19 protein-coding genes are annotated in these 17,686 nt (G+C 69.6%); 11 read left to right on the forward strand and 8 right to left on the reverse strand.

Annotated features, from left to right (window positions below; translation table 11 throughout):
* Positions 1-8: 8 nt before the first annotated feature.
* Positions 9-293: a hypothetical protein gene (locus tag ACGFX9_RS32285; RefSeq protein ID WP_393481130.1), complete on the reverse strand. Its 285-nt coding sequence runs from the start codon at positions 291-293 to the stop codon at positions 9-11.
* A gap of 5 nt (positions 294-298) precedes the next feature.
* A complete protein-coding gene (gene miaB / locus ACGFX9_RS32290) occupies positions 299-1,819 on the reverse strand; it encodes a tRNA (N6-isopentenyl adenosine(37)-C2)-methylthiotransferase MiaB (RefSeq protein WP_393481137.1) in 1,521 nt (506 codons plus the stop codon).
* An 85-nt stretch (positions 1,820-1,904) separates the two neighbouring features.
* On the opposite strand from miaB, the gene ACGFX9_RS32295 reads away from it, so the two are divergent.
* Positions 1,905-2,906 (forward strand): TAXI family TRAP transporter solute-binding subunit, encoded by a 1,002-nt coding sequence (locus ACGFX9_RS32295; protein WP_393481144.1) that lies wholly within the window; start codon positions 1,905-1,907, stop codon positions 2,904-2,906.
* A 3-nt stretch (positions 2,907-2,909) separates the two neighbouring features.
* On the opposite strand, the gene ACGFX9_RS32300 is transcribed toward ACGFX9_RS32295, so the two are convergent.
* Entirely contained in the window at positions 2,910-4,325 is a 1,416-nt protein-coding gene (locus ACGFX9_RS32300; protein WP_393481150.1) for a sensor histidine kinase, read from the reverse strand.
* Between the two features lie 16 nt (positions 4,326-4,341).
* On the reverse strand, positions 4,342-5,031 hold the full coding sequence (locus ACGFX9_RS32305; protein ID WP_393481156.1) for a response regulator transcription factor: 690 nt from the start codon (positions 5,029-5,031) through the stop codon (positions 4,342-4,344).
* A gap of 288 nt (positions 5,032-5,319) precedes the next feature.
* On the opposite strand from ACGFX9_RS32305, the gene ACGFX9_RS32310 reads away from it, so the two are divergent.
* The 8 genes from ACGFX9_RS32310 to ACGFX9_RS32345 all read left to right on the forward strand — a co-directional run bounded on the left by ACGFX9_RS32310 (position 5,320) and on the right by ACGFX9_RS32345 (position 11,704).
* Positions 5,320-6,099 carry an amino acid ABC transporter ATP-binding protein gene (locus ACGFX9_RS32310; protein ID WP_160507590.1) on the forward strand — a complete coding sequence of 260 codons (780 nt, stop codon included), beginning with the start codon at positions 5,320-5,322 and terminating at the stop codon, positions 6,097-6,099.
* A gap of 54 nt (positions 6,100-6,153) precedes the next feature.
* Entirely contained in the window at positions 6,154-6,987 is an 834-nt protein-coding gene (locus ACGFX9_RS32315; protein WP_393481163.1) for a glutamate ABC transporter substrate-binding protein, read from the forward strand.
* Between the two features lie 112 nt (positions 6,988-7,099).
* Positions 7,100-7,768 (forward strand): amino acid ABC transporter permease, encoded by a 669-nt coding sequence (locus ACGFX9_RS32320; RefSeq protein WP_393481169.1) that lies wholly within the window; start codon positions 7,100-7,102, stop codon positions 7,766-7,768.
* Positions 7,765-8,685, forward strand: coding sequence for an amino acid ABC transporter permease (locus ACGFX9_RS32325; protein WP_393481176.1), 921 nt, complete (start codon positions 7,765-7,767; stop codon positions 8,683-8,685). The genes ACGFX9_RS32320 and ACGFX9_RS32325 overlap by 4 nt, the downstream gene beginning before the upstream one ends.
* Positions 8,686-8,897: 212 nt before the next feature.
* A complete protein-coding gene (locus ACGFX9_RS32330; protein WP_393481182.1) occupies positions 8,898-10,541 on the forward strand; it encodes an FAD-dependent monooxygenase in 1,644 nt (547 codons plus the stop codon).
* Positions 10,542-10,599: 58 nt separating this feature from the next.
* Positions 10,600-10,671: a putative leader peptide gene (locus ACGFX9_RS32335; protein ID WP_309544753.1), complete on the forward strand. Its 72-nt coding sequence runs from the start codon at positions 10,600-10,602 to the stop codon at positions 10,669-10,671.
* 65 nt (positions 10,672-10,736) lie between these two features.
* Positions 10,737-11,300, forward strand: coding sequence for a cysteine dioxygenase (locus ACGFX9_RS32340; protein ID WP_393481187.1), 564 nt, complete (start codon positions 10,737-10,739; stop codon positions 11,298-11,300).
* On the forward strand, positions 11,297-11,704 hold the full coding sequence (locus tag ACGFX9_RS32345) for a rhodanese-like domain-containing protein (RefSeq protein WP_393481194.1): 408 nt from the start codon (positions 11,297-11,299) through the stop codon (positions 11,702-11,704). The genes ACGFX9_RS32340 and ACGFX9_RS32345 overlap by 4 nt, the downstream gene beginning before the upstream one ends.
* Before the next feature lie 367 nt (positions 11,705-12,071).
* Here the strand turns inward: ACGFX9_RS32345 and recX are convergent, their stop codons facing one another.
* Both recX and recA read right to left on the reverse strand, forming a co-directional pair.
* On the reverse strand, positions 12,072-12,827 hold the full coding sequence (gene recX, locus ACGFX9_RS32350; protein ID WP_393481197.1) for a recombination regulator RecX: 756 nt from the start codon (positions 12,825-12,827) through the stop codon (positions 12,072-12,074).
* 3 nt (positions 12,828-12,830) lie between these two features.
* Positions 12,831-13,964 carry a recombinase RecA gene (gene recA, locus ACGFX9_RS32355; protein ID WP_393481200.1) on the reverse strand — a complete coding sequence of 378 codons (1,134 nt, stop codon included), beginning with the start codon at positions 13,962-13,964 and terminating at the stop codon, positions 12,831-12,833.
* Between the two features lie 420 nt (positions 13,965-14,384).
* Between recA and ACGFX9_RS32360 the strand changes: the two genes are divergently transcribed.
* The gene (locus ACGFX9_RS32360) at positions 14,385-14,978 is read left to right on the forward strand and encodes a hypothetical protein (RefSeq protein WP_393481203.1); all 594 of its coding nucleotides are present in this window, start codon (positions 14,385-14,387) and stop codon (positions 14,976-14,978) included.
* On the opposite strand, the gene ACGFX9_RS32365 is transcribed toward ACGFX9_RS32360, so the two are convergent.
* A complete protein-coding gene (locus ACGFX9_RS32365; RefSeq protein WP_393481206.1) occupies positions 14,972-16,342 on the reverse strand; it encodes an AI-2E family transporter in 1,371 nt (456 codons plus the stop codon). The two genes, ACGFX9_RS32360 and ACGFX9_RS32365, sit on opposite strands and share 7 nt — an antisense overlap.
* Before the next feature lie 105 nt (positions 16,343-16,447).
* A complete protein-coding gene (locus tag ACGFX9_RS32370) occupies positions 16,448-16,642 on the reverse strand; it encodes a DUF3046 domain-containing protein (RefSeq protein ID WP_393481212.1) in 195 nt (64 codons plus the stop codon).
* Positions 16,643-16,721: 79 nt separating this feature from the next.
* Here ACGFX9_RS32370 and ACGFX9_RS32375 point away from each other — a divergent pair, with 79 nt between their 5' ends.
* Positions 16,722-17,681, forward strand: coding sequence for a hypothetical protein (locus tag ACGFX9_RS32375; protein ID WP_393481216.1), 960 nt, complete (start codon positions 16,722-16,724; stop codon positions 17,679-17,681).
* The last annotated feature ends 5 nt before the right edge of the window (positions 17,682-17,686 follow it).

Below are 17,686 nucleotides of genomic sequence, written 5' to 3' on the forward strand. Positions count from 1 at the left end.
AACGCGGGCTAGTAGGCGATCGGGCCCGAGTCCCACTCCAGCTCGACGATCGAGAAGCGGTACGGGAAGGAGCCCCCGGAGGAGCCGTCGCCGATCACCATCCAGCCGTCGCCCGTGCGGTAGCGCCGCACCCGTACCGGATACCTGGGGTGCTTGGGGCGGTACAGGCGCACGAACTCCCCGAACCGCTCCACCGCCTCCTCGCGCGTGCCGTCGACCGTGGCCATCTGCTCGAACAGATGCCACGCTCCCGGGCCGGGCGGGTTCTCCATCATCAGAGCCCAGCGAGCCATCCCGGTCAGTCGCAGCCGCAGCCGCTGCCCGCGGCCACCGGCAGCGGCTCCGGAGCGCCCACCCTCGGCAGCCCCAGCATCACGCCGGCGGGCTTGGCCGCCTCTTCGGTGTTGCGCTTCTCCCAGGCGTCGCCCGCGCGCGTGGGGCGCACGTTGAGGACGGCGCCCTCGGCGAGCAGGTGGTGCGGCGCCGCGTACGTGATCTCGACCGTCACGACGTCACCGGGCCGGACCTCGGTGTCCGGCTTGGTGAAGTGGACCAGGCGGTTGTCGGGGGCGCGGCCGGAGAGCCGGTGGGTGGCACCGTCCTTGCGGCCCTCGCCCTCGGCCACCATCAGGTCCAGGGTCCTGCCGATCTGCTTCTTGTTCTCGTCCCAGGCGATCTCCTCCTGGAGGGCGGACAGACGCATGTAACGCGCCTGCACGACCTCCTTGGGGATCTGCCCCTCCATGGTCGCCGCCGGCGTACCGGGACGCTTGGAGTACTGGAAGGTGAAGGCGTTGGCGAAGCGGGCCTCACGGACCACGTGCATCGTCTGCTCGAAGTCCTCCTCGGTCTCCCCGGGGAAGCCGACGATGATGTCGGTGGTGATCGCGGCCTCGGGCATGGCGGCGCGGACCTTCTCGATGATCCCCAGGAAGCGGTCCTGGCGGTACGAGCGACGCATCGCCTTGAGGACGGTGTCGGAGCCGGACTGGAGCGGCATGTGCAGCTGCGGCATCACGTTCGGCGTCTCGGCCATGGCGGCGATCACGTCGTCCGTGAAGTCGCGCGGGTGCGGGGAGGTGAAGCGCACGCGCTCCAGGCCCTCGATCTTCCCGCAGGCGCGAAGCAGCTTGCTGAAGGCCTCGCGGTCGCCGATGTCCGAGCCGTACGCGTTCACGTTCTGCCCGAGCAGCGTGATCTCGGAGACGCCCTCACCGACGAGCGTCTCGATCTCGGCGAGGATGTCGCCCGTCCTGCGGTCCTTCTCCTTGCCGCGCAGGGCGGGCACGATGCAGAACGTGCAGGTGTTGTTGCAGCCCACGGAGATGGACACCCAGGCCGCGTAGGCGCTCTCGCGGCGCGTGGGCAGCGTCGAGGGGAAGGCTTCGAGCGACTCGGCGATCTCGACCTGCGCCTCTTCCTGGACGCGGGCGCGCTCCAGGAGGACCGGCAGCTTGCCGATGTTGTGCGTACCGAAGACGACGTCGACCCAGGGCGCCTTCTTGACGATGGTGTCGCGGTCCTTCTGGGCCAGGCAGCCGCCGACGGCGATCTGCATGCCGGGCCGCTTGGTCTTCATCGGCGCCAGGCGGCCGAGGTTGCCGTACAGACGGTTGTCGGCGTTCTCCCGCACGGCGCACGTGTTGAAGACCACCACGTCGGCGTCGCCGTCCGAGCCTTCGGGGGCACGTTCGTAGCCGGCGCCCTCCAAAAGCCCTGAGAGCCGTTCGGAGTCGTGGACGTTCATCTGGCACCCGTAAGTGCGTACCTCGTACGTTCCTTTGACGCCCACTGCCTGTCCCCGGTCTCCGCTGCTCATGTGACAAGGGTAGGCGGTCGCGGAAGTATCCCTGCCGCGAGCTCGGCCCTGGCCATCACCGTGAGTGGCTGGCAGGATCGCGCGCATGCTCAAGGCACTCCCCCCCATCAGCAGGCGTCGCGCACTCCAGGGTGCGGCGGCCGCCCTCGTGGCGTTCGGGCTCCTGATGTGGTGGCTCGTGCCGATGGGCGACGACTCTCCGGGGGGCCGGATGACGTTCAGTACGGGCGTGAAGAACGCGGTGTACGAGCGGTACGGCAAGCTCCTTCGGACCGCGGTCTCCCATGACATGCCCAAGGTGGACGTGGAGCTGCTCAACAGCCAGGGCTCGCAGCAGAACGTCGAACGCGTGGCCACCGGGAAGGCCGATTTCACCATCGCGGCCGCTGACGCCGTGGAGAAGTACCGCTTGGAGGGCCGCCCCGGCGCGGACCGCCTGCGGGGCTGCGCACGGCTGTACGACGACTACGTCCAGCTCGTCGTGCGGCGCTCGTCGGACATCGATACGGCGCGGGACCTGCGGGGCAAGAAGGTGGCCGTGGGGCAGCCGCGCTCGGGCGTACGGCTGATAGCGGACCGTGTGCTCCGGGCCGCCGATCTCGATCCGGACAAGGACAAGGACCTGACGGCGGTGGACGCCGGTATCGACACGGCGCCCGATCTCCTGAAAAAGGGCGAAATCGACGCCTTCTTCTGGTCGGGCGGCCTGCCGACCCTCACCGTGCAGGAGCTCTCCAAGGACCTCGACATCGACCTTGTCCCGCTCGGCGACCTCGTGAACGCCCTGCACGAGCAGGGCGGCGCCTCCCGCTACTACCGGGCGGCGGTGATGCCCGCCGACGCCTATCCCGCCGCCCAGCAGAACTCCTCCGTGCCGACCCTGGCGGTGGCGAATCTCCTGGTCACCACCGACCGGGCGGACGCGAAGCTGACCGAGGGGCTGACGCGCACGGTGATCGACAGCCGCGACCACATCGGTGACCAGGTGCACGCGGCCCAGCTGGTGGACCTGCGGACGGCGCTCTACACGGACCCGCTCACCCTGCACGAGGGCGCACGCCGCTACTACCAGTCGGTCAAGCCGTAGCCCTCAGACCGCGTGCCCCGGCTCGTGGCGCGGGACGCTGACCGTCACCCGCAGCCCGTGCGGCTCGTGCTGTGCGTACGCGATGGAGCCGCCGCCCGCCGTGAGCAGGGCCCGCGAGATGGACAGGCCGAGGCCCGAACCCTTCACGTTCTGATGGCGGTTGCTGCGCCAGAAGCGGTCCCCGATGCGGGCGAGTTCGTCCTCCGTGAGGCCGGGTCCGCCGTCCGTGATCACTACGGTCGTCACTTCACCGCTCCAGGAGACCTCCACGCGCACCTCCTCGCCCTCGGGCGTGAACTTGAGGGCGTTGTCGATCACCGCGTCCAGGGCGCTGGAGAGCGCGACCGGATCGGCCCAGCCGGTGGTCGCCGGGCAGGCGCCCGTCAGCCGCACCCCGTGCTCCTCGGCGAACGGGCGCCAGGCGCCGACCCGTTCGGCCGCGAGGTCGCCGATGTCGGTCAGCCTCAGGTCCGCCGCCGCGTGCTCGGCGAGCGCGAGGCCGAGGAGGTCGTCGAGGACTTGGGCCAGGCGTTTGCCCTCGGTGCGTACGGAGGCGATCTCCTCGTTCCCCTCGGGCAGTTCGAGGGCGAGCAGCTCGATGCGGAGCAGCAGGGCGGAGAGCGGGTTGCGCAGCTGGTGCGAGGCGTCGGCGACGAAGGCGCGCTGCTGTTCGAGGACGTCCTCGACGTTGTCGGCCATCTCGTTGAACGACCGGGCCAGGCGTCTGAGTTCCGGCGGACCGCCCGCGGCCGCCACCCGTGACTTCAGGCGCCCGGTGGCGATGTCGTGCGTGGTCGCGTCCAGTACCCGCACCGGACGCAGCACCCAGCCGGTGAGCCGCAGCGCGGCGCCGACGGCGAGGAGCATCGCCGCCGACTCACCGGCGCCGATGAGCAGCCACCCCTGCAGCGTCTTCGAACGCATGCGCCCGGTAGGTGAGTCGGTGACGACGACGGCGATGACGTCGCCGTCCCTGATCACCGGAGAGGCGACGACGAGCCGGCCGCGCTGCCAGGGCCACACCTGGCGCGGATCGTGGCTCCCACGGGACCTGAGGGCCTCGTCGAAAGCCGCGCGCACCTCTCCGCCCGAATGGGGCAGGTACCAGTTCCCGGGGGCGTGAGCCATCGGCTCACGGTCCCGGAAGAAGACGCCCGCCCTGATCCCGTACACCTCGTGGTAGTAGTCGAGTTCGGTCTGGAGCGTTTCGCGCCGTTCGTCCTTGTCCCGCAGACGCGACCCCGTGGGACGTTTCGTGACGAACTGCGCGAGCGCCGCGAAGCGCGCCGTGTCGTCGATCCGGTCGACGACCACCTTCTGCTGCTGGGCCGCCGCCACACTCACCGCGAGCGGGAAGCCGAGCGCGAGCAGCACACCCGCCATGAGGACGATGAGCAGCGGGAGGAGGCGAGAGCGCACCTGACCTCGCTACTCGCTACGCGGCCGGGGCGACGAGCCGGTAGCCCACGCCTCGTACGGTCTCGATGAGGGCCGGCATGTGCAACTTGGAGCGCAGGGACGCGACATGCACCTCAAGGGTGCGCCCGGTCCCCTCCCAGCTGGTGCGCCACACCTCACTGATGATCTGCTCCCGGCGGAACACCACGCCGGGCCGCTGCGCGAGGAGAGCGAGCAGGTCGAACTCCTTGCGGGTCAGTTGGACTGTCGAACCCTCCACGCTGACCTGGCGGGTGGGCAGTTCGATGCGTACGGAACCGAGGCGCAGTTCGCTGTCGGCGGGCCCGGCCGCTGCGCCGGACGGGGGGCGGCGGATGACCGCGTGGATGCGGGCGATCAGCTCCCCGGTGTCGTACGGCTTCACTACGTAGTCGTCGGCCCCGAGGTTCAGACCGTGGATCCGGGAGCGTACGTCGGCACGCGCGGTCACCATGATCACCGGGATCGACCCGCGCTTGCGGATCTTTCCGCACACTTCGTAGCCGTCCTGGTCGGGCAGCCCCAGATCCAGGAGTACGACTCCGAAGGGTGCCGTTTCGCCGGGCAGGAGGGCCTGCAGCGCTTCCTCGCCGCTGCGCGCGTGCACGACGTGGAAGCCGTGCCTGGCCAGGACCGCGGACAGGGCGGCGGCCACGTGATCGTCGTCCTCGACGAGGAGCAGTCTCATGCGGGCCCCCTCCGGTTCATCGGTCGTTCCGTTCGCGCTCGCCGATGGCCGGTATGCGCGCGTGCACAGGCACCAAGGCATCCACGCCGATAGATAAGGACCGCGTCAAGAGGGTTCGGGTTACGGGCACGTTCCGTTATGTAGCCGGTACGCGCGCAGGGTGCCGTCTTCACATGGAGTGTCCGGTTGCGGCCGGATCGTTATGCTCAATTTCCCCTCAGATGTAATGACGCTGGTCGCACCGGGTTATTACTGTCCTCCCAACCGAGGAGGATGGAGCAACAACCCGTGACCGAAGTTTCGGTGACCAAGGACGCCATACCGCCCGGGGCGGACGACCTGGTCGTGCTGAAGAACGTCAACAAGCACTTCGGCGCTCTGCACGTCCTCCAGGACATCGACCTGACCATCACCCGCGGCGAGGTCGTCGTCGTGATCGGCCCCTCCGGGTCGGGCAAGTCGACGCTGTGCCGCGCCATCAACCGTCTGGAGACGGTCGAGTCGGGAGACATCTCGATCGACGGCAAGCCACTGCCCCAGGAGGGCAAGGAGCTCGCCCGTCTCCGTGCGGACGTGGGCATGGTCTTCCAGTCGTTCAACCTCTTCGCGCACAAGACCGTGCTCGAGAACGTGATGCTGGGCCAGATCAAGGTGCGCAAGACGTCCAAGGCGGAAGCAGAGACAAAGGCACGCGGCCTCCTGGACCGCGTGGGTGTCGCCTCGCAGGCCGACAAGTACCCCGCGCAGCTCTCCGGTGGCCAGCAGCAACGCGTCGCGATCGCCCGCGCGTTGGCCATGGACCCGAAGGTCATGCTCTTCGACGAGCCCACGTCGGCGCTCGACCCGGAGATGATCAATGAGGTCCTGGAGGTCATGCAGCAGCTCGCGCGTGACGGCATGACCATGGTCGTGGTCACCCACGAGATGGGCTTCGCCCGGTCCGCGGCCAACCGCGTCGTCTTCATGGCGGACGGCCGCATCGTCGAAGAGGCCGTACCGGACCAGTTCTTCAGCAACCCGCGCAGCGACCGGGCCAAGGACTTCCTGTCGAAGATCCTGCACCACTGACGCGTGGCGCCCCCTGCGTCTCACCCCTCTTCCGCCACTCAAAGGATGTTCACCATGAAGGTTCGCAAGGTCACCGCGGCAGCCGCCGTCGTACTCGCCCTCTCCGTCACCGCCACCGCCTGTGGTTCGGACGACAAGGATGACAAGGGCTCCGGTGGTGGCAAGAAGATCACCATCGGCATCAAGTTCGACCAGCCGGGTATCGGCCTGAAGACGCCGGACGGTTACACCGGTTTTGACGTCGATGTCGCGACCTATGTCGCCAAGGAGCTCGGCTACAAGGCCGGTGACATCGAGTGGAAGGAAACCCCCAGCGCCGACCGTGAGACGGCCCTGCAGCGCGGTGACGTCAAGTTCATCGCGGCGTCGTACTCCATCAACGACGAGCGCGAGAAGAAGGTCGACTTCGCGGGCCCGTACCTCCTTGCCCACCAGGACCTGCTTGTCCGGGCCGACGACAAGATCAACAAGGGCACTGACCTCAACGGCAAGAAGCTCTGCTCGGTGACCGGCTCCACCTCGGCGCAGAACGTCAAGAAGGAGATCGCGCCGAAGGCCCAGCTGCGTCAGAACAGCACCTACTCCGAGTGCATCGACGGCCTTGGCAGCGGCACCATCGACGCGCTGACCACCGACGACTCGATCCTCGCCGGCTACGCGGCGCAGGAGCAGTACAAGGGCAAGTTCAAGCTCGCCCACCTGAAGCTGACCAACGAGAATTACGGCATCGGCGTCAAGAAGGGCGACACCAAGCTCAAGGACAAGATCAACAAGGCCCTCGAGAAGATGGTCTCGGACAAGTCCTGGGACAAGGCCGTCAAGAAGAACTTCGGCCCGGCCGGCTACAAGAACGAGCCCGCCCCGAAGATCGGCGACATCGTCAAGTGACCTCGTGGAAGCGGCTCCTGAAGCCGGTCCACTGACAGGCACACGCCGGTACGCCGCCGCCTGAGCGCGGCGGCGTACCTCGCCATCACCACATGCGAGAGCGCGGGAGATCGTGTTCGACTTTCTTGAAGACTACGACTTGCTCGAGGCCTTCTGGATGACGGTGAAGCTCACCGTCTTCGCAGGCATCGGCTCCTTGGTCTGGGGCACTCTGCTGGCCGCCATGCGGGTCAGCCCGGTTCCGGTCATGCGTTGGTTCGGCACCGCCTACGTCAACATCGTGCGGAACATCCCGCTGACGGTCATCATCGTGTTCAGCTCGCTCGGGCTCGCCGACGTCTTCGGCATCACCCTGGGCGCGGCCGACGACGTCGACGTCATGACCTTCCGTCTCTCGGTGCTCGGCCTCGGGGCCTACACGGCGGCGTTCGTGTGCGAGGCGGTGCGGTCCGGCATCAACACCGTGCCGGTGGGCCAGGCGGAGGCCGCACGCGCCCTCGGGCTGAGCTTCAGCCAGGTACTCGGTCTCATCGTGCTGCCGCAGGCGTTCCGCTCCGTGATCGGGCCGCTCACCAACGTACTGATCGCCCTGACCAAGAACACCACGGTCGCAGCGGCCATCGGCGTGGCCGAAGCGGCACTACTGATGAAGGAAATGCTCGAGAATGAGGCACAGTTGTTCCTCATCGCCGCGATATTCGCCTTCGGGTTCGTGGTGCTGACCCTGCCGACGGGCCTCATACTCGGATGGCTCGGCAAGCGCCTGGCGGTGAAGCGATGACCTCCGTCCTCTACGACGCTCCCGGGCCACGCGCCAAGCGGCGCAACGTCCTTCTCTCCCTGCTCTTCCTCGCCCTCCTGCTCCTGGGATTCTGGTGGACCTGGGGCGCCATGTCCGACAAGGGGCAGCTGGACTGGGCCAAGTGGGAACCCTGGCTCGCCGACTCCGAGTCATGGACGACGTATCTGCTGCCCGGACTCGCGAACACGCTGAAGGCCGCGGGCCTTTCCATGGTGATCGCCCTTCCGCTGGGAGCGCTCTTCGGTATCGCCCGGCTCTCCGACCACCGGTGGGTCAGGGTTCCCGCCGCTGTGGTCGTCGAGTTCTTCCGGGCGATCCCGGTGCTGCTCCTCATGGTCTTCGCCAACCAGTTCTACTCGGCATCCACCGACATCAGCGTCGACAGCCGCCCGATGTACGCCGTGGTCACGGGCCTGGTGCTCTACAACGCCTCGGTGCTCGCCGAGATCGTGCGGGCGGGCATCCTGTCGCTGCCCAAGGGGCAGACAGAGGCCGCCAAGGCGATCGGTCTGCGCAAGGGTCAGACGATGACGAGCGTGCTGCTTCCGCAGTCGGTGACCGCGATGCTCCCGGCCCTCGTCAGCCAGCTCGTCGTCATCGTCAAGGACACCGCACTCGGCGGCGCGATGCTCAGCTTCGCCGAGCTGCTCAGCGCGCGAAAGACGGCGGCGTCGTACTACGCGAGCGTCATCCCCAGCTTCATCGTGGTCGCGGTGATCTTCATCGTGCTGAACCTGATCCTCACCAGCCTCGCGTCCTGGCTCGAGCGTCGTATGCGGCGGTCCAAGAAGAGCACCGGGGCCGTGGTGGGCCCGGAGGCGCTCGAGAACCTGGAGACGATCGGCCCCAAGACGATCCGGATGGATCACGGTGAGAACACCGGGGGCGGGAGCTGACCCCATAGGGACAGCTCGCCCCGTCAGCACCTCGACCACTGGGCGGTGCGGCCAACGGAAAACGTTCGCCGCGCCGCCCAGCCGCGTTCCAACTTGACGCAGGCACCCGCGGTGGGTTGCATACGTTCTGTGATCGTGCACCGGGCTCCAACTGCCAGTTCCTGTACGTACCTCCAGCGCTCCCGGGCCCTCGCGGCGGGAGGGTACGCACCGTGGACCCGGTGATCGTCGTCGGCGCGGGCCCCGTGGGGCTCACGCTCGCCCTGGCTCTCGCGCGGCACTCCGTACCCACGGTCGTGCTCGACGAAGGGCCCGGCAAGGACGAGCAACGGCCCGCCAGGACCGTCGTTCTGCGGGAGGACACCGCGGCCCTCATGGAGCGGCTAGCCGGTCACTCGTTCGGGGACCAGGAGTCCGGCTCCCGGTGGGTCGGCTGGCGGTCCCTGCGGCGCAAGCAGCTGCTGCGCGAGTTCACGTTCAGTGATGATGTGCCCGCCCCGCTGCATGTGCCCCAGCATGTACTGACCGGTTCCCTGCGGGCAGCCATCGCCACGGAGCGGCTCGTCAAGATCGCGGTGGAGAGCAAGCTCGACTCCGTGGAGCAGGACGCGGGCGGGGTCACCGCCCACACCCGCGGGCCCAAGGAAACCTGGTGGCGCGGCAGTTATCTGGTGGGCTGCGACGGGCCGCGGTCCACGGTGCGCAAGCTTCTCGACATCCGCTTCCCCGGACGTACGGCCGTCGAGCGACACGCCGTGGCCGCGCTGCGCACCGAACTTCCGAGGCCCGGCGAGGCGTTGTTGCATCGGATGCCTCCGTGGCGCGGCGGCGGCGCCGAAGTGACGGGCCGTCCGCTCGCCGGTGGGGTGTGGCGGCTCGACTGGCTGCTGCCGTCACGCGGCGAGTTCGTGACGCCCGACGCGCTCGTCCTGCGCATCCGGGAGACCCTCGCGGGCTGGTGCGAGGGATCGACACCGCCGTACGAACTGCTCGACACGGGCGTACACACCGTCCACCACCGCCTGGCCCGCCGGTGGCGCGTCGGCCGTGGCTTCGTCGCGGGGGACGCCGCACATCTGCTCGGCGCGCTCGGCACACAGGGGCTCGACGAGGGGCTGCGGGACGCGGACAACCTCGCCTGGAAGCTGGCCATCGCCTGGCACCACGGCCCGCGTGACTCCCTGCTCGACAGCTATCAGGCCGAGCGGCGGGCAAGCGTCGCCGCACGCCTGCGCGCCGCCGACCAGTCGCTGCCGATACTGCGGGGTGGCGGTGGACTGCGCTCGTACGTGCCCGGCTCGGCCCGCGGCCACGACACACTCCTCACCGACGGCCACGTGGGGCGCGGTCCCCTCGGCGCGCCCGCGTCGTACGCGGAGTCACCGCTGGCGCCCGGACCCTCGGAGTCCGAGGTGGAGGTGGGCACGGAGCTGGGAGCGCCGGTCGCCGACGTGCCGGTGACGGCGCCCGACGGGTCCTTCGTGCGGCTGCGGGACCGGCTCGGCCTGGGACGGCTGCTCGTCGTGCTCGTCGCGCCCGGCACGGTGGTGTGGGAGCGGCGGCACTGGGTGACGGCCGGGGTCATGCCCCGGCTCGCCGCCGCCGTCACGGCGCTGCCGCACCCCGCGGAACTGCTCGTCGCCGAGAGCTACCCGGGGGCGCCCGCGCACTCGGTGCTGCTCATCCGCCCCGACGGCCACCTGGTCACCGCGCTCGGCGGGGTGCGCCCCGCCGAGCTGTATACGGCCGCAGAGGCGGCCCTCGGCGGAGCGGCGGCGAAGCAGCGGCCGGGCAGCGCGGACACCGCGGAGAAGGCCGAGAGCACGGCCGCCGGGAGCCGGCCGACCGCACAGTGAGAATGAGTTGACCGGTCCGCAGCGTCATGGTCTACTCCGAAACGTGACTGACACCGACGTGCGCCTGTGGCGGAGGGTCCATATGGACCTCGTCCGCTATGCGGGCTGCGTGTGTCGTCCGTCCTGCTGAATTCGCCTTCTTTCCCGCGCGCCCTCTCCGTGGCGCGCCTTCCGCGAACTTCCAGGACGGAACCCGTGTCTCACTCCGCTTCCTCCGTATCCTCTGCTCCCTCTGTTTCTCCCACGCATGCCTCCACTGCGGCCTCCGCGCCCACCGCCGCCGAGCTCCTCGATTTCGTACGTCGCAGCGCCGCCGACCCCGAGCTCATCGCCTCCCTTCCGCTCGACCCCGAGGGCCGCACCTGGGTGCGCCTCGAAGGGCCGGGCGGCAGCGAAGCCTGGCTGATCGGCTGGCCGCCGGGCACCGGTACCGGCTGGCACGACCATGCCGAATCGGTCGGTGCCTTCCTCACCGCTGCCGGCGCCCTCAAGGAGAACTCCCTCGCCGCCCGGCTGCCCACCGACGGCTGGAAGACCCTGGAGCTGTCCGAAGGGGTGGACCGTGAACGGGAGTTGACGGCCGGCAAGGGCCGGGCCTTCGGCCAGAACCACGTTCATGAGGTCCTGAACGAGTCCACGGCCGACCACGCCATCTCCGTACACGCCTACTACCCGCCGCTGCCGCGCATCCGCCGCTACAGCCGTACGGGGCCCGTTCTGCGCCTGGAGTCCGTGGAGCGCCCGGAGGACTGGCAGTGACCGAACACCCCGTAGGCATCGACGAGTTGCTGGAACGCGTGCGGCTCGGCCTCGACCGGGTCACTCCGGAGGAGGCGCAGGAGACTGCAGCCGCGGGGGGACTCCTCGTCGACATCCGGTACGCGGCCCTGCGCGAGCGTGACGGGCTGATCCCCGGCGCCCTTGTCGTCGAACGCAACGAACTGGAGTGGCGCCTGGACCCGCAGGGCAGCCACCGCGCCCCGGAGGCCGTCAGCCACGATCTGCGGGTCGTGGTGGTCTGCAACGAGGGCTACGCGTCGAGCCTCGCGGCGGTCTCCTTGCGGCAGTTGGGGCTGCGGCACGCGACCGATCTCGTCGGTGGATTCCAGGCGTGGAAGGCGGCCGGGCTTCCGGTCGCGGGGGTCGCGGCGGTCGCCGAGTAGGCAGGCGCGGGGGCGCTCCTTGTACGCGTGCGTGGGCGTGCGTGGGCGTCCCTACCGGGATTCGGTAAGGGGCGCCCACCGTTGCGTACCGCCTCTTACTTGCTGCCGCCGCTCACTCCTTGGCCATCGCCACCGTGACGGGGCGCGGCTTCAGCGCGACGCGGCCCGGGAGCGCGGTCGCCGTGAGGGCGAGCAGTGCCGCGACGGCCACCACGGAGACGTACACCAATGCTCCACGACCCCGGAACGGGGAGCGGCCTCGTGGGCCCGGGAAAGGGTCCCGGGACGCGAAAGGGCCGGGCTTGCGGTTCTCACCGCGCTGCCCGGCCCTGACCTGGGCCCCACCCCCGCGAGGGCCCTGGTCAGTTCATCCCCCGTCGTATCCCAGGTCCTCCGTGTCCTCGCCCTCGTCTTCGAGCGCCTGCCGGACGATCTGGAGTGCCAGGCCTTGCGAATAGCCCTTGCGGGCGAGCATGCCCGCGAGGCGGCGCAGCCGCTTGTCGCGGTCGAGCCCGCGCGTGGAGCGGAGCTTGCGGGCGACGAGCTCGCGAGCCGTCGCCTCTTCCTGCTCCGAGTCGAGCTGGCCGACGGCCTCCTCGATCAGCGTGGCGTCCACGCCCTTCGTACGCAGCTCCTGCGCGAGCGCTCGTCGGGCCAGGCCCCGGCCGTGGTGCCGGGACTCCACCCACGCGCCCGCGAAGGCACCGTCATTGATCAGGCCGACCTCTTCGAAGCGGGTCAGCACCTCGTCCGCCACATCCTCCGGGATGTCCCGCTTGCTCAGCGCGTCCGCCAGCTGTTTGCGCGTGCGCGGGGTCCCGGTGAGCAGGCGCAGGCAGATCGCCCTCGCCCGCTCACCCGGATCCCCCGCCGGCGGTTCCCCCTTCTCGGCCCTCGACGAGGAAGGGGGGCCGCTGTCCTGTGAGCCGTCGCCTCGGCCTTCGCCGAAGCCGCCACGCCGTCGGCGACGACCACCGCTCCGGCCACCGCCCCCGCGGTAGCCGGCGTCGTCACCACCCTGGTCGGCGCCACCCTGATCCACACCGTCCGCGAGGCCCTGGCCCGCGTGGGCGGTGTGGTGCTCGGGGGCGATCTGTTCCGCCCAGTCGGTTCGCCGCGTCACGGGTCAGCTCTTGGCCGCGGCGGCCTTGGGCTTGGTGGCCTTGGCCGCCGGTGCGGGCACCGTCTTGGCGGCGTCCTCGGCCGTGCCCGTCGCACCCGCGGCGTCCTTGCCCGGCTCGGCGGCCGGCTCCTCCGGCTTCGGCTTCACGCCGACGCCCAGCTTCTCCTTGATCTTCTTCTCGATCTCGTCGGCGAGATCAGGGTTGTCCTTCAGGAAGTTACGGGCGTTCTCCTTGCCCTGGCCGAGCTGGTCGCCCTCGTACGTGTACCAGGCGCCCGCCTTGCGGACGAAGCCGTTGTCCACGCCCATGTCGATCAGGCCGCCCTCGCGGCTGATGCCATGGCCGTAGAGGATGTCGAACTCGGCCTGCTTGAAGGGCGGCGCGACCTTGTTCTTGACGACCTTGACGCGGGTGCGGTTGCCGACCGCGTCCGTGCCGTCCTTCAAGGTCTCGATACGGCGGATGTCGAGCCGCACCGATGCGTAGAACTTCAGCGCGCGGCCACCGGTCGTGGTCTCCGGGGAGCCGAACATCACGCCGATCTTCTCGCGGAGCTGGTTGATGAAGATCGCGGTGGTCTTGGACTGGTTGAGCGCGCTGGTGATCTTCCGGAGCGCCTGGCTCATCAGGCGGGCCTGCAGGCCCACGTGCGAGTCGCCCATCTCGCCCTCGATTTCCGCGCGCGGCACCAGGGCCGCGACGGAGTCGATGACGATCAGGTCGAGTGCGCCGGAGCGGACCAGCATGTCGACGATCTCCAGAGCCTGCTCGCCGTTGTCCGGCTGGGACAGGATCAGGTTGTCGATGTCGACGCCCAGCTTCTTCGCGTACTCGGGGTCGAGTGCGTGCTCGGCGTCGATGAAGGCCACCGAGCCGCCCGCTCGCTGCGCGTTGGCCACGGCGTGCAGCGTCAGCGTCGTCTTACCGGAGGCTTCCGGTCCGTACACCTCCACCACACGGCCGCGCGGGATGCCGCCGACGCCGAGCGCGACGTCGAGCGCGGTCGACCCGGTGGGGATGACCTCGATGGGTTCGTTCGGCCGCTCGCCCATGCGCATCACTGCGCCCTTGCCGAATTGCCGTTCAATTTGTGCGAGCGCGGCTTCGAGCGCCTTCTCGCGGTCGGTTCCTGCCATGGGTTCCACCCGATTTGCTTGTGTCGATCGCTTCACGTCAATGACGCTAGCGCCTGCCACTGACAATCCGCCCCGGCGCCCGTCCGGCCTGTGGATAACTCGAGGCGTCGGCCCCGCCGAAATCCGCCGGAGCCCCAGGAATCCCCCCGCGAAAACCCCGGGAAAACGCCGCCAGGCACCCCATGAGAATGGATGTTCGATTTTGGTGTCAAGCGCACCACGCGGCTCCACCGAGAGTACGGAACGGACCGGTCCGTCGTACGGAACCGGCCGGTCCGCCGAGCACACATCGGCCTTCCGGCCCTCCGTGCCGCGCCCCGCACCCGTGGCTACTCCCCCAGGCGTACGCCGGGTGCCTCCGGCCGGACGACGACTGACCGGCGGCTTCCCACCAGGCTCACCCTCATGAGAAGTCGCCCGATGAGCTCGTCCAGCGCCCTGTGGCGCTCCGCGCGTCCTGCCGAGCGCGTCAGCTACGCGACCGGCGGCGTCCTGATCCTCTCGGGCCTCGCGCACCTGCTGGTCTTCGCTGTCGACGGCGGTCCGTGGGAAGGGCCTGTCTCCTGGCGCAAGCCCGTCACCTTCGGGCTCTCCTTCGGTCTGACGCTGATCGCGGTCGTGTGGGTGACGTCGTATCTGCGCATGGGGGCCGGCCTCCGGACCGCGCTCCTCGTCCTCTTCGCCGCGGACTGCGTGCTTGAGGTCGGCGGGATCACGCTTCAGGCGTGGCGGCGGGTGCCCTCGCATCTCAACATGGAGACCGGCTTCGACTCCGCGGTGTCGATGTCCCTCGCGGTGGGCGGCGGAATCCTGGTCGTCCTGCTGTCGGCGTTCGCGATCGCTTCCTTCCGGCACCGGCCGGGCGGCCCCACCGGGATGCCGCTCGCGCTCCGGTCCGGCTTCGCCGTCCTCTCTTGGAGCGAGCCCACCAGAGAGCGGGTGATGACGGCGGCGGTCGGCTGCTACGTAGTGGCCGTTCTCGGCGCCGGCGCCTGGGCCCTCGTCACCTACTGACGCTCGCCCGGGCCCGAACCGGACCCTGAATCAGGACTGGCGCCAGAAGCCGGCCCCGAATCCGACCCCGAGGCTGAGCCCGATCCCGGACCTTCGCCCGAGCCCGTCATCCGCTCCCGCTCCACCTGTGACGCCGCCTCCGGGTGGTTCGGCCCGCCCAGAGCATGCCGCGCACGCGCCAGGAGGGACGCTCCGCCCCTGCGCCGGTGCCCGTGGACCCGCGGGTCGTCCGTGACGTCGTACCGCTTCACGTACGCCCCCAGGAAGGCCTGCAGCGTCGCGACCGCCGGGATGGAGATCAGGGCACCGACCGCGCCGAGGAGTGCCGTACCCGCGATGACCGACCCGAAGGCCACGGCCGGGTGGATGTCCACGCTCTTGGCGGTGAGTTTGGGCTGCAGTACGTAGTTCTCGAACTGCTGGTAGACCACTACGAAGATCAGTACCCACAGCGCGAACCAGGGATCGACCGTGAAGGCGATCAGCATCGGCAGCGCGCCCGCCAGATACGTGCCGATGGTGGGGATGAACTGGGAGACCAGGCCCACCCACACCGCGAGCACGGGCGCGTACGGCACGCCGAGCACCTGCAGCAGGATGTAGTGCGCCACTCCGGAGATCAGCGCCATCAGACCGCGCGAGTAGAGATAGCCGCCGGTCTTGTTGACCGCGATCTCCCAGGCGCGGAGCACCTCGGCCTGGCGGGCGGGCGGCAGCACGGAGCAGAGCGCGCGCCGCAGCCGCGGTCCGTCGGCCGCGAAGTAGAACGAGAACAACAGGACCGTCAGGAGCTGGAAGAGGCCCCCTAGGACCTGCGCCGACACGTCCAGGACGCCGCTGGCGCTGTTCTGCACGTACTTCTGCAGCCAGTCCGAGTGGACCAGGCTGTCCTGGATCTCGACCCGGGAGAGCTCCGTGTGGAACGTCTGGTTGATCCAGCTGATGACCTTGTCGAGGTAGTCGGGGAAGTCCTCGACCATGTCCACGATCTGGCCCGCGAGCATCGATCCCATGAGCGTGATGAAGCCCGCGCTCACGATCAGGACGCCGAGGAAGACCAGGAAGGTGGCGAAGCCCCTGCGCAGCCCTCGTGCGGCCATCCAGCTCACCGCGGGCTCGACCGCGAGCGCCAGGAAGAAGGCGATCAGGATGTTGATCAGCAGCCCGGTCAGCTGGTGGAAGGCCCAACTGCCCAGCTGGAAACAGGCGATGAGCGCGAGGGCCAGCACCATGGCGCGCGGCAGCCAGCGCGGCATACTGGCGGCCCGCCCGGCCTCGGCCCCGGCCGGGGGCTGTGCGGGCGGCGTCGTGCCGAGCGGAGCTGCGTCCTGAGTGACCTGCGCGGTCTCGTCTGTCGATGCCACGGTGTCAGTCTCGCCCACGCCACCGACATTCGGGCCCGCCACCCCCGCATGTTCGGGCTCACCAGCGCGCGGGACAGACCTCGATGGGCGACGAAGTGTCGGCCGTCAGCGCCTTTCGGCCGGTACGTCCATCGCCGCGCACACCGCGCGCCAGACGTCCTTGGCGTCCAAGCCCGCGTCCAGCGCCTGATGGACCGTGCGCCCACCGAGCTCCGCCATCACATGATCGCGAGCGAAGGAGTCGGCGTACCCCGCTCCGAAATGGTCCGCCATACGTTCCCAGAACACCGTCAACCGCATGCCTCAAGTATCGCGCCCTAGAGAGTGCAGCCGGCCCCAGGGGGCTTACCGAAGGCGCTTTCCGGCCTACCGTCTGTCCATGGCCGAAACCGGAGCATCCCCGCACGCCGCGCTCTCGCCGGTCGCGCGCGCCGAGCACTTCGTCTGGCTCACCGCGCGCGTCCTTGAGCAGCGGCGGTTCGCGTACCACTTCCTGAGCGGCGCGGGCGGCGCCGGCGCGACCGAGGCCGCCGACGCGGTCGAGACCGCACTGGCCGCGTACGGCAACGAGGACGGCGGGTACGGCCACGCGCTCGAGCCGGATCTGCGCGGCCCCGTCAGCCAGCCCCTGCACACCGGGCACGCGCTGCGCGTCCTGGACTCGATCCGGCGCTGCGGCGGCCGGCGGGTGGAGCGCGTGGGGCGCTACCTGACTTCGGTGTCCACGCCCGACGGCGCCCTTCCGGCCGTCCACCCCAGCCAGCGCGGCTATCCGTCGGCGCCGTTCGTGCCCGTCGTGGACGATCCACCGAGCGAACTCCTCGCCACCGGCCCCGTGGTGGGCCTGCTGCATCGCAATGAGGTCTGGCACGCGTGGCTGTTCCGGGCCACGGATTTCTGCTGGTCCGCCGTGGAGTCCTTGGAGAAGTCACACCCGTACGAGATCCAGGCGGCCGTCGCCTTCCTGGACGGCGCGCCCGACCGCCCGCGCGCGGAGGCGGCCGCCGACCGGCTGGGCAGGCTCGCGCGAGAGCAGCGCCTTGTGGCGCTCGACCCCGGGCGGCTCGACGCGTACCCCGTGGCGTCCGGCTACGCACCGGGTGAGCACCACTTCGCGTACGACTACGCGAAGGCACCCGAGTCGCTCGCGCGCGCGTGGTTCACGGATGAGGAGATGGCACGCTCCTTGGACCACCTCGAACAGGAGCAGCAGGAGGACGGCGGCTGGCCCGTCCGCTGGAGGCAGTGGGCGCCGGGCACCGCCCTCGAAGCGCGCCCGATCGTCACCATCGAGGCGCTGCGCACGCTGAGGGCGTACGGACGGTCCATCGGCGGGTGACCCGA

This window comes from Streptomyces sp. NPDC048436 (assembly GCF_043200355.1).
Taxonomy (GTDB): Bacteria; Actinomycetota; Actinomycetes; order Streptomycetales; family Streptomycetaceae; genus Streptomyces.

What these genes read in the sequence shown, in the direction of transcription:
- ACGFX9_RS32325 (WP_393481176.1), top strand. Translation starts at nt 7,765, where the DNA reads ATGACCTCCGTCCTCTACGACGCTCCCGGGCCACGCGCCAAGCGGCGC.
- ACGFX9_RS32360 (WP_393481203.1), top strand. Translation starts at nt 14,385, where the DNA reads ATGAGCTCGTCCAGCGCCCTGTGGCGCTCCGCGCGTCCTGCCGAGCGC.
- ACGFX9_RS32375 (WP_393481216.1), top strand. Translation starts at nt 16,722, where the DNA reads ATGGCCGAAACCGGAGCATCCCCGCACGCCGCGCTCTCGCCGGTCGCG.
- ACGFX9_RS32370 (WP_393481212.1), bottom strand. Translation starts at nt 16,642, where the DNA reads ATGCGGTTGACGGTGTTCTGGGAACGTATGGCGGACCATTTCGGAGCG.
- ACGFX9_RS32285 (WP_393481130.1), bottom strand. Translation starts at nt 293, where the DNA reads ATGGCTCGCTGGGCTCTGATGATGGAGAACCCGCCCGGCCCGGGAGCG.
- ACGFX9_RS32295 (WP_393481144.1), top strand. Translation starts at nt 1,905, where the DNA reads ATGCTCAAGGCACTCCCCCCCATCAGCAGGCGTCGCGCACTCCAGGGT.
- ACGFX9_RS32315 (WP_393481163.1), top strand. Translation starts at nt 6,154, where the DNA reads ATGAAGGTTCGCAAGGTCACCGCGGCAGCCGCCGTCGTACTCGCCCTC.
- recA (WP_393481200.1), bottom strand. Translation starts at nt 13,964, where the DNA reads ATGGCAGGAACCGACCGCGAGAAGGCGCTCGAAGCCGCGCTCGCACAA.
- ACGFX9_RS32305 (WP_393481156.1), bottom strand. Translation starts at nt 5,031, where the DNA reads ATGAGACTGCTCCTCGTCGAGGACGACGATCACGTGGCCGCCGCCCTG.
- miaB (WP_393481137.1), bottom strand. Translation starts at nt 1,819, where the DNA reads ATGAGCAGCGGAGACCGGGGACAGGCAGTGGGCGTCAAAGGAACGTAC.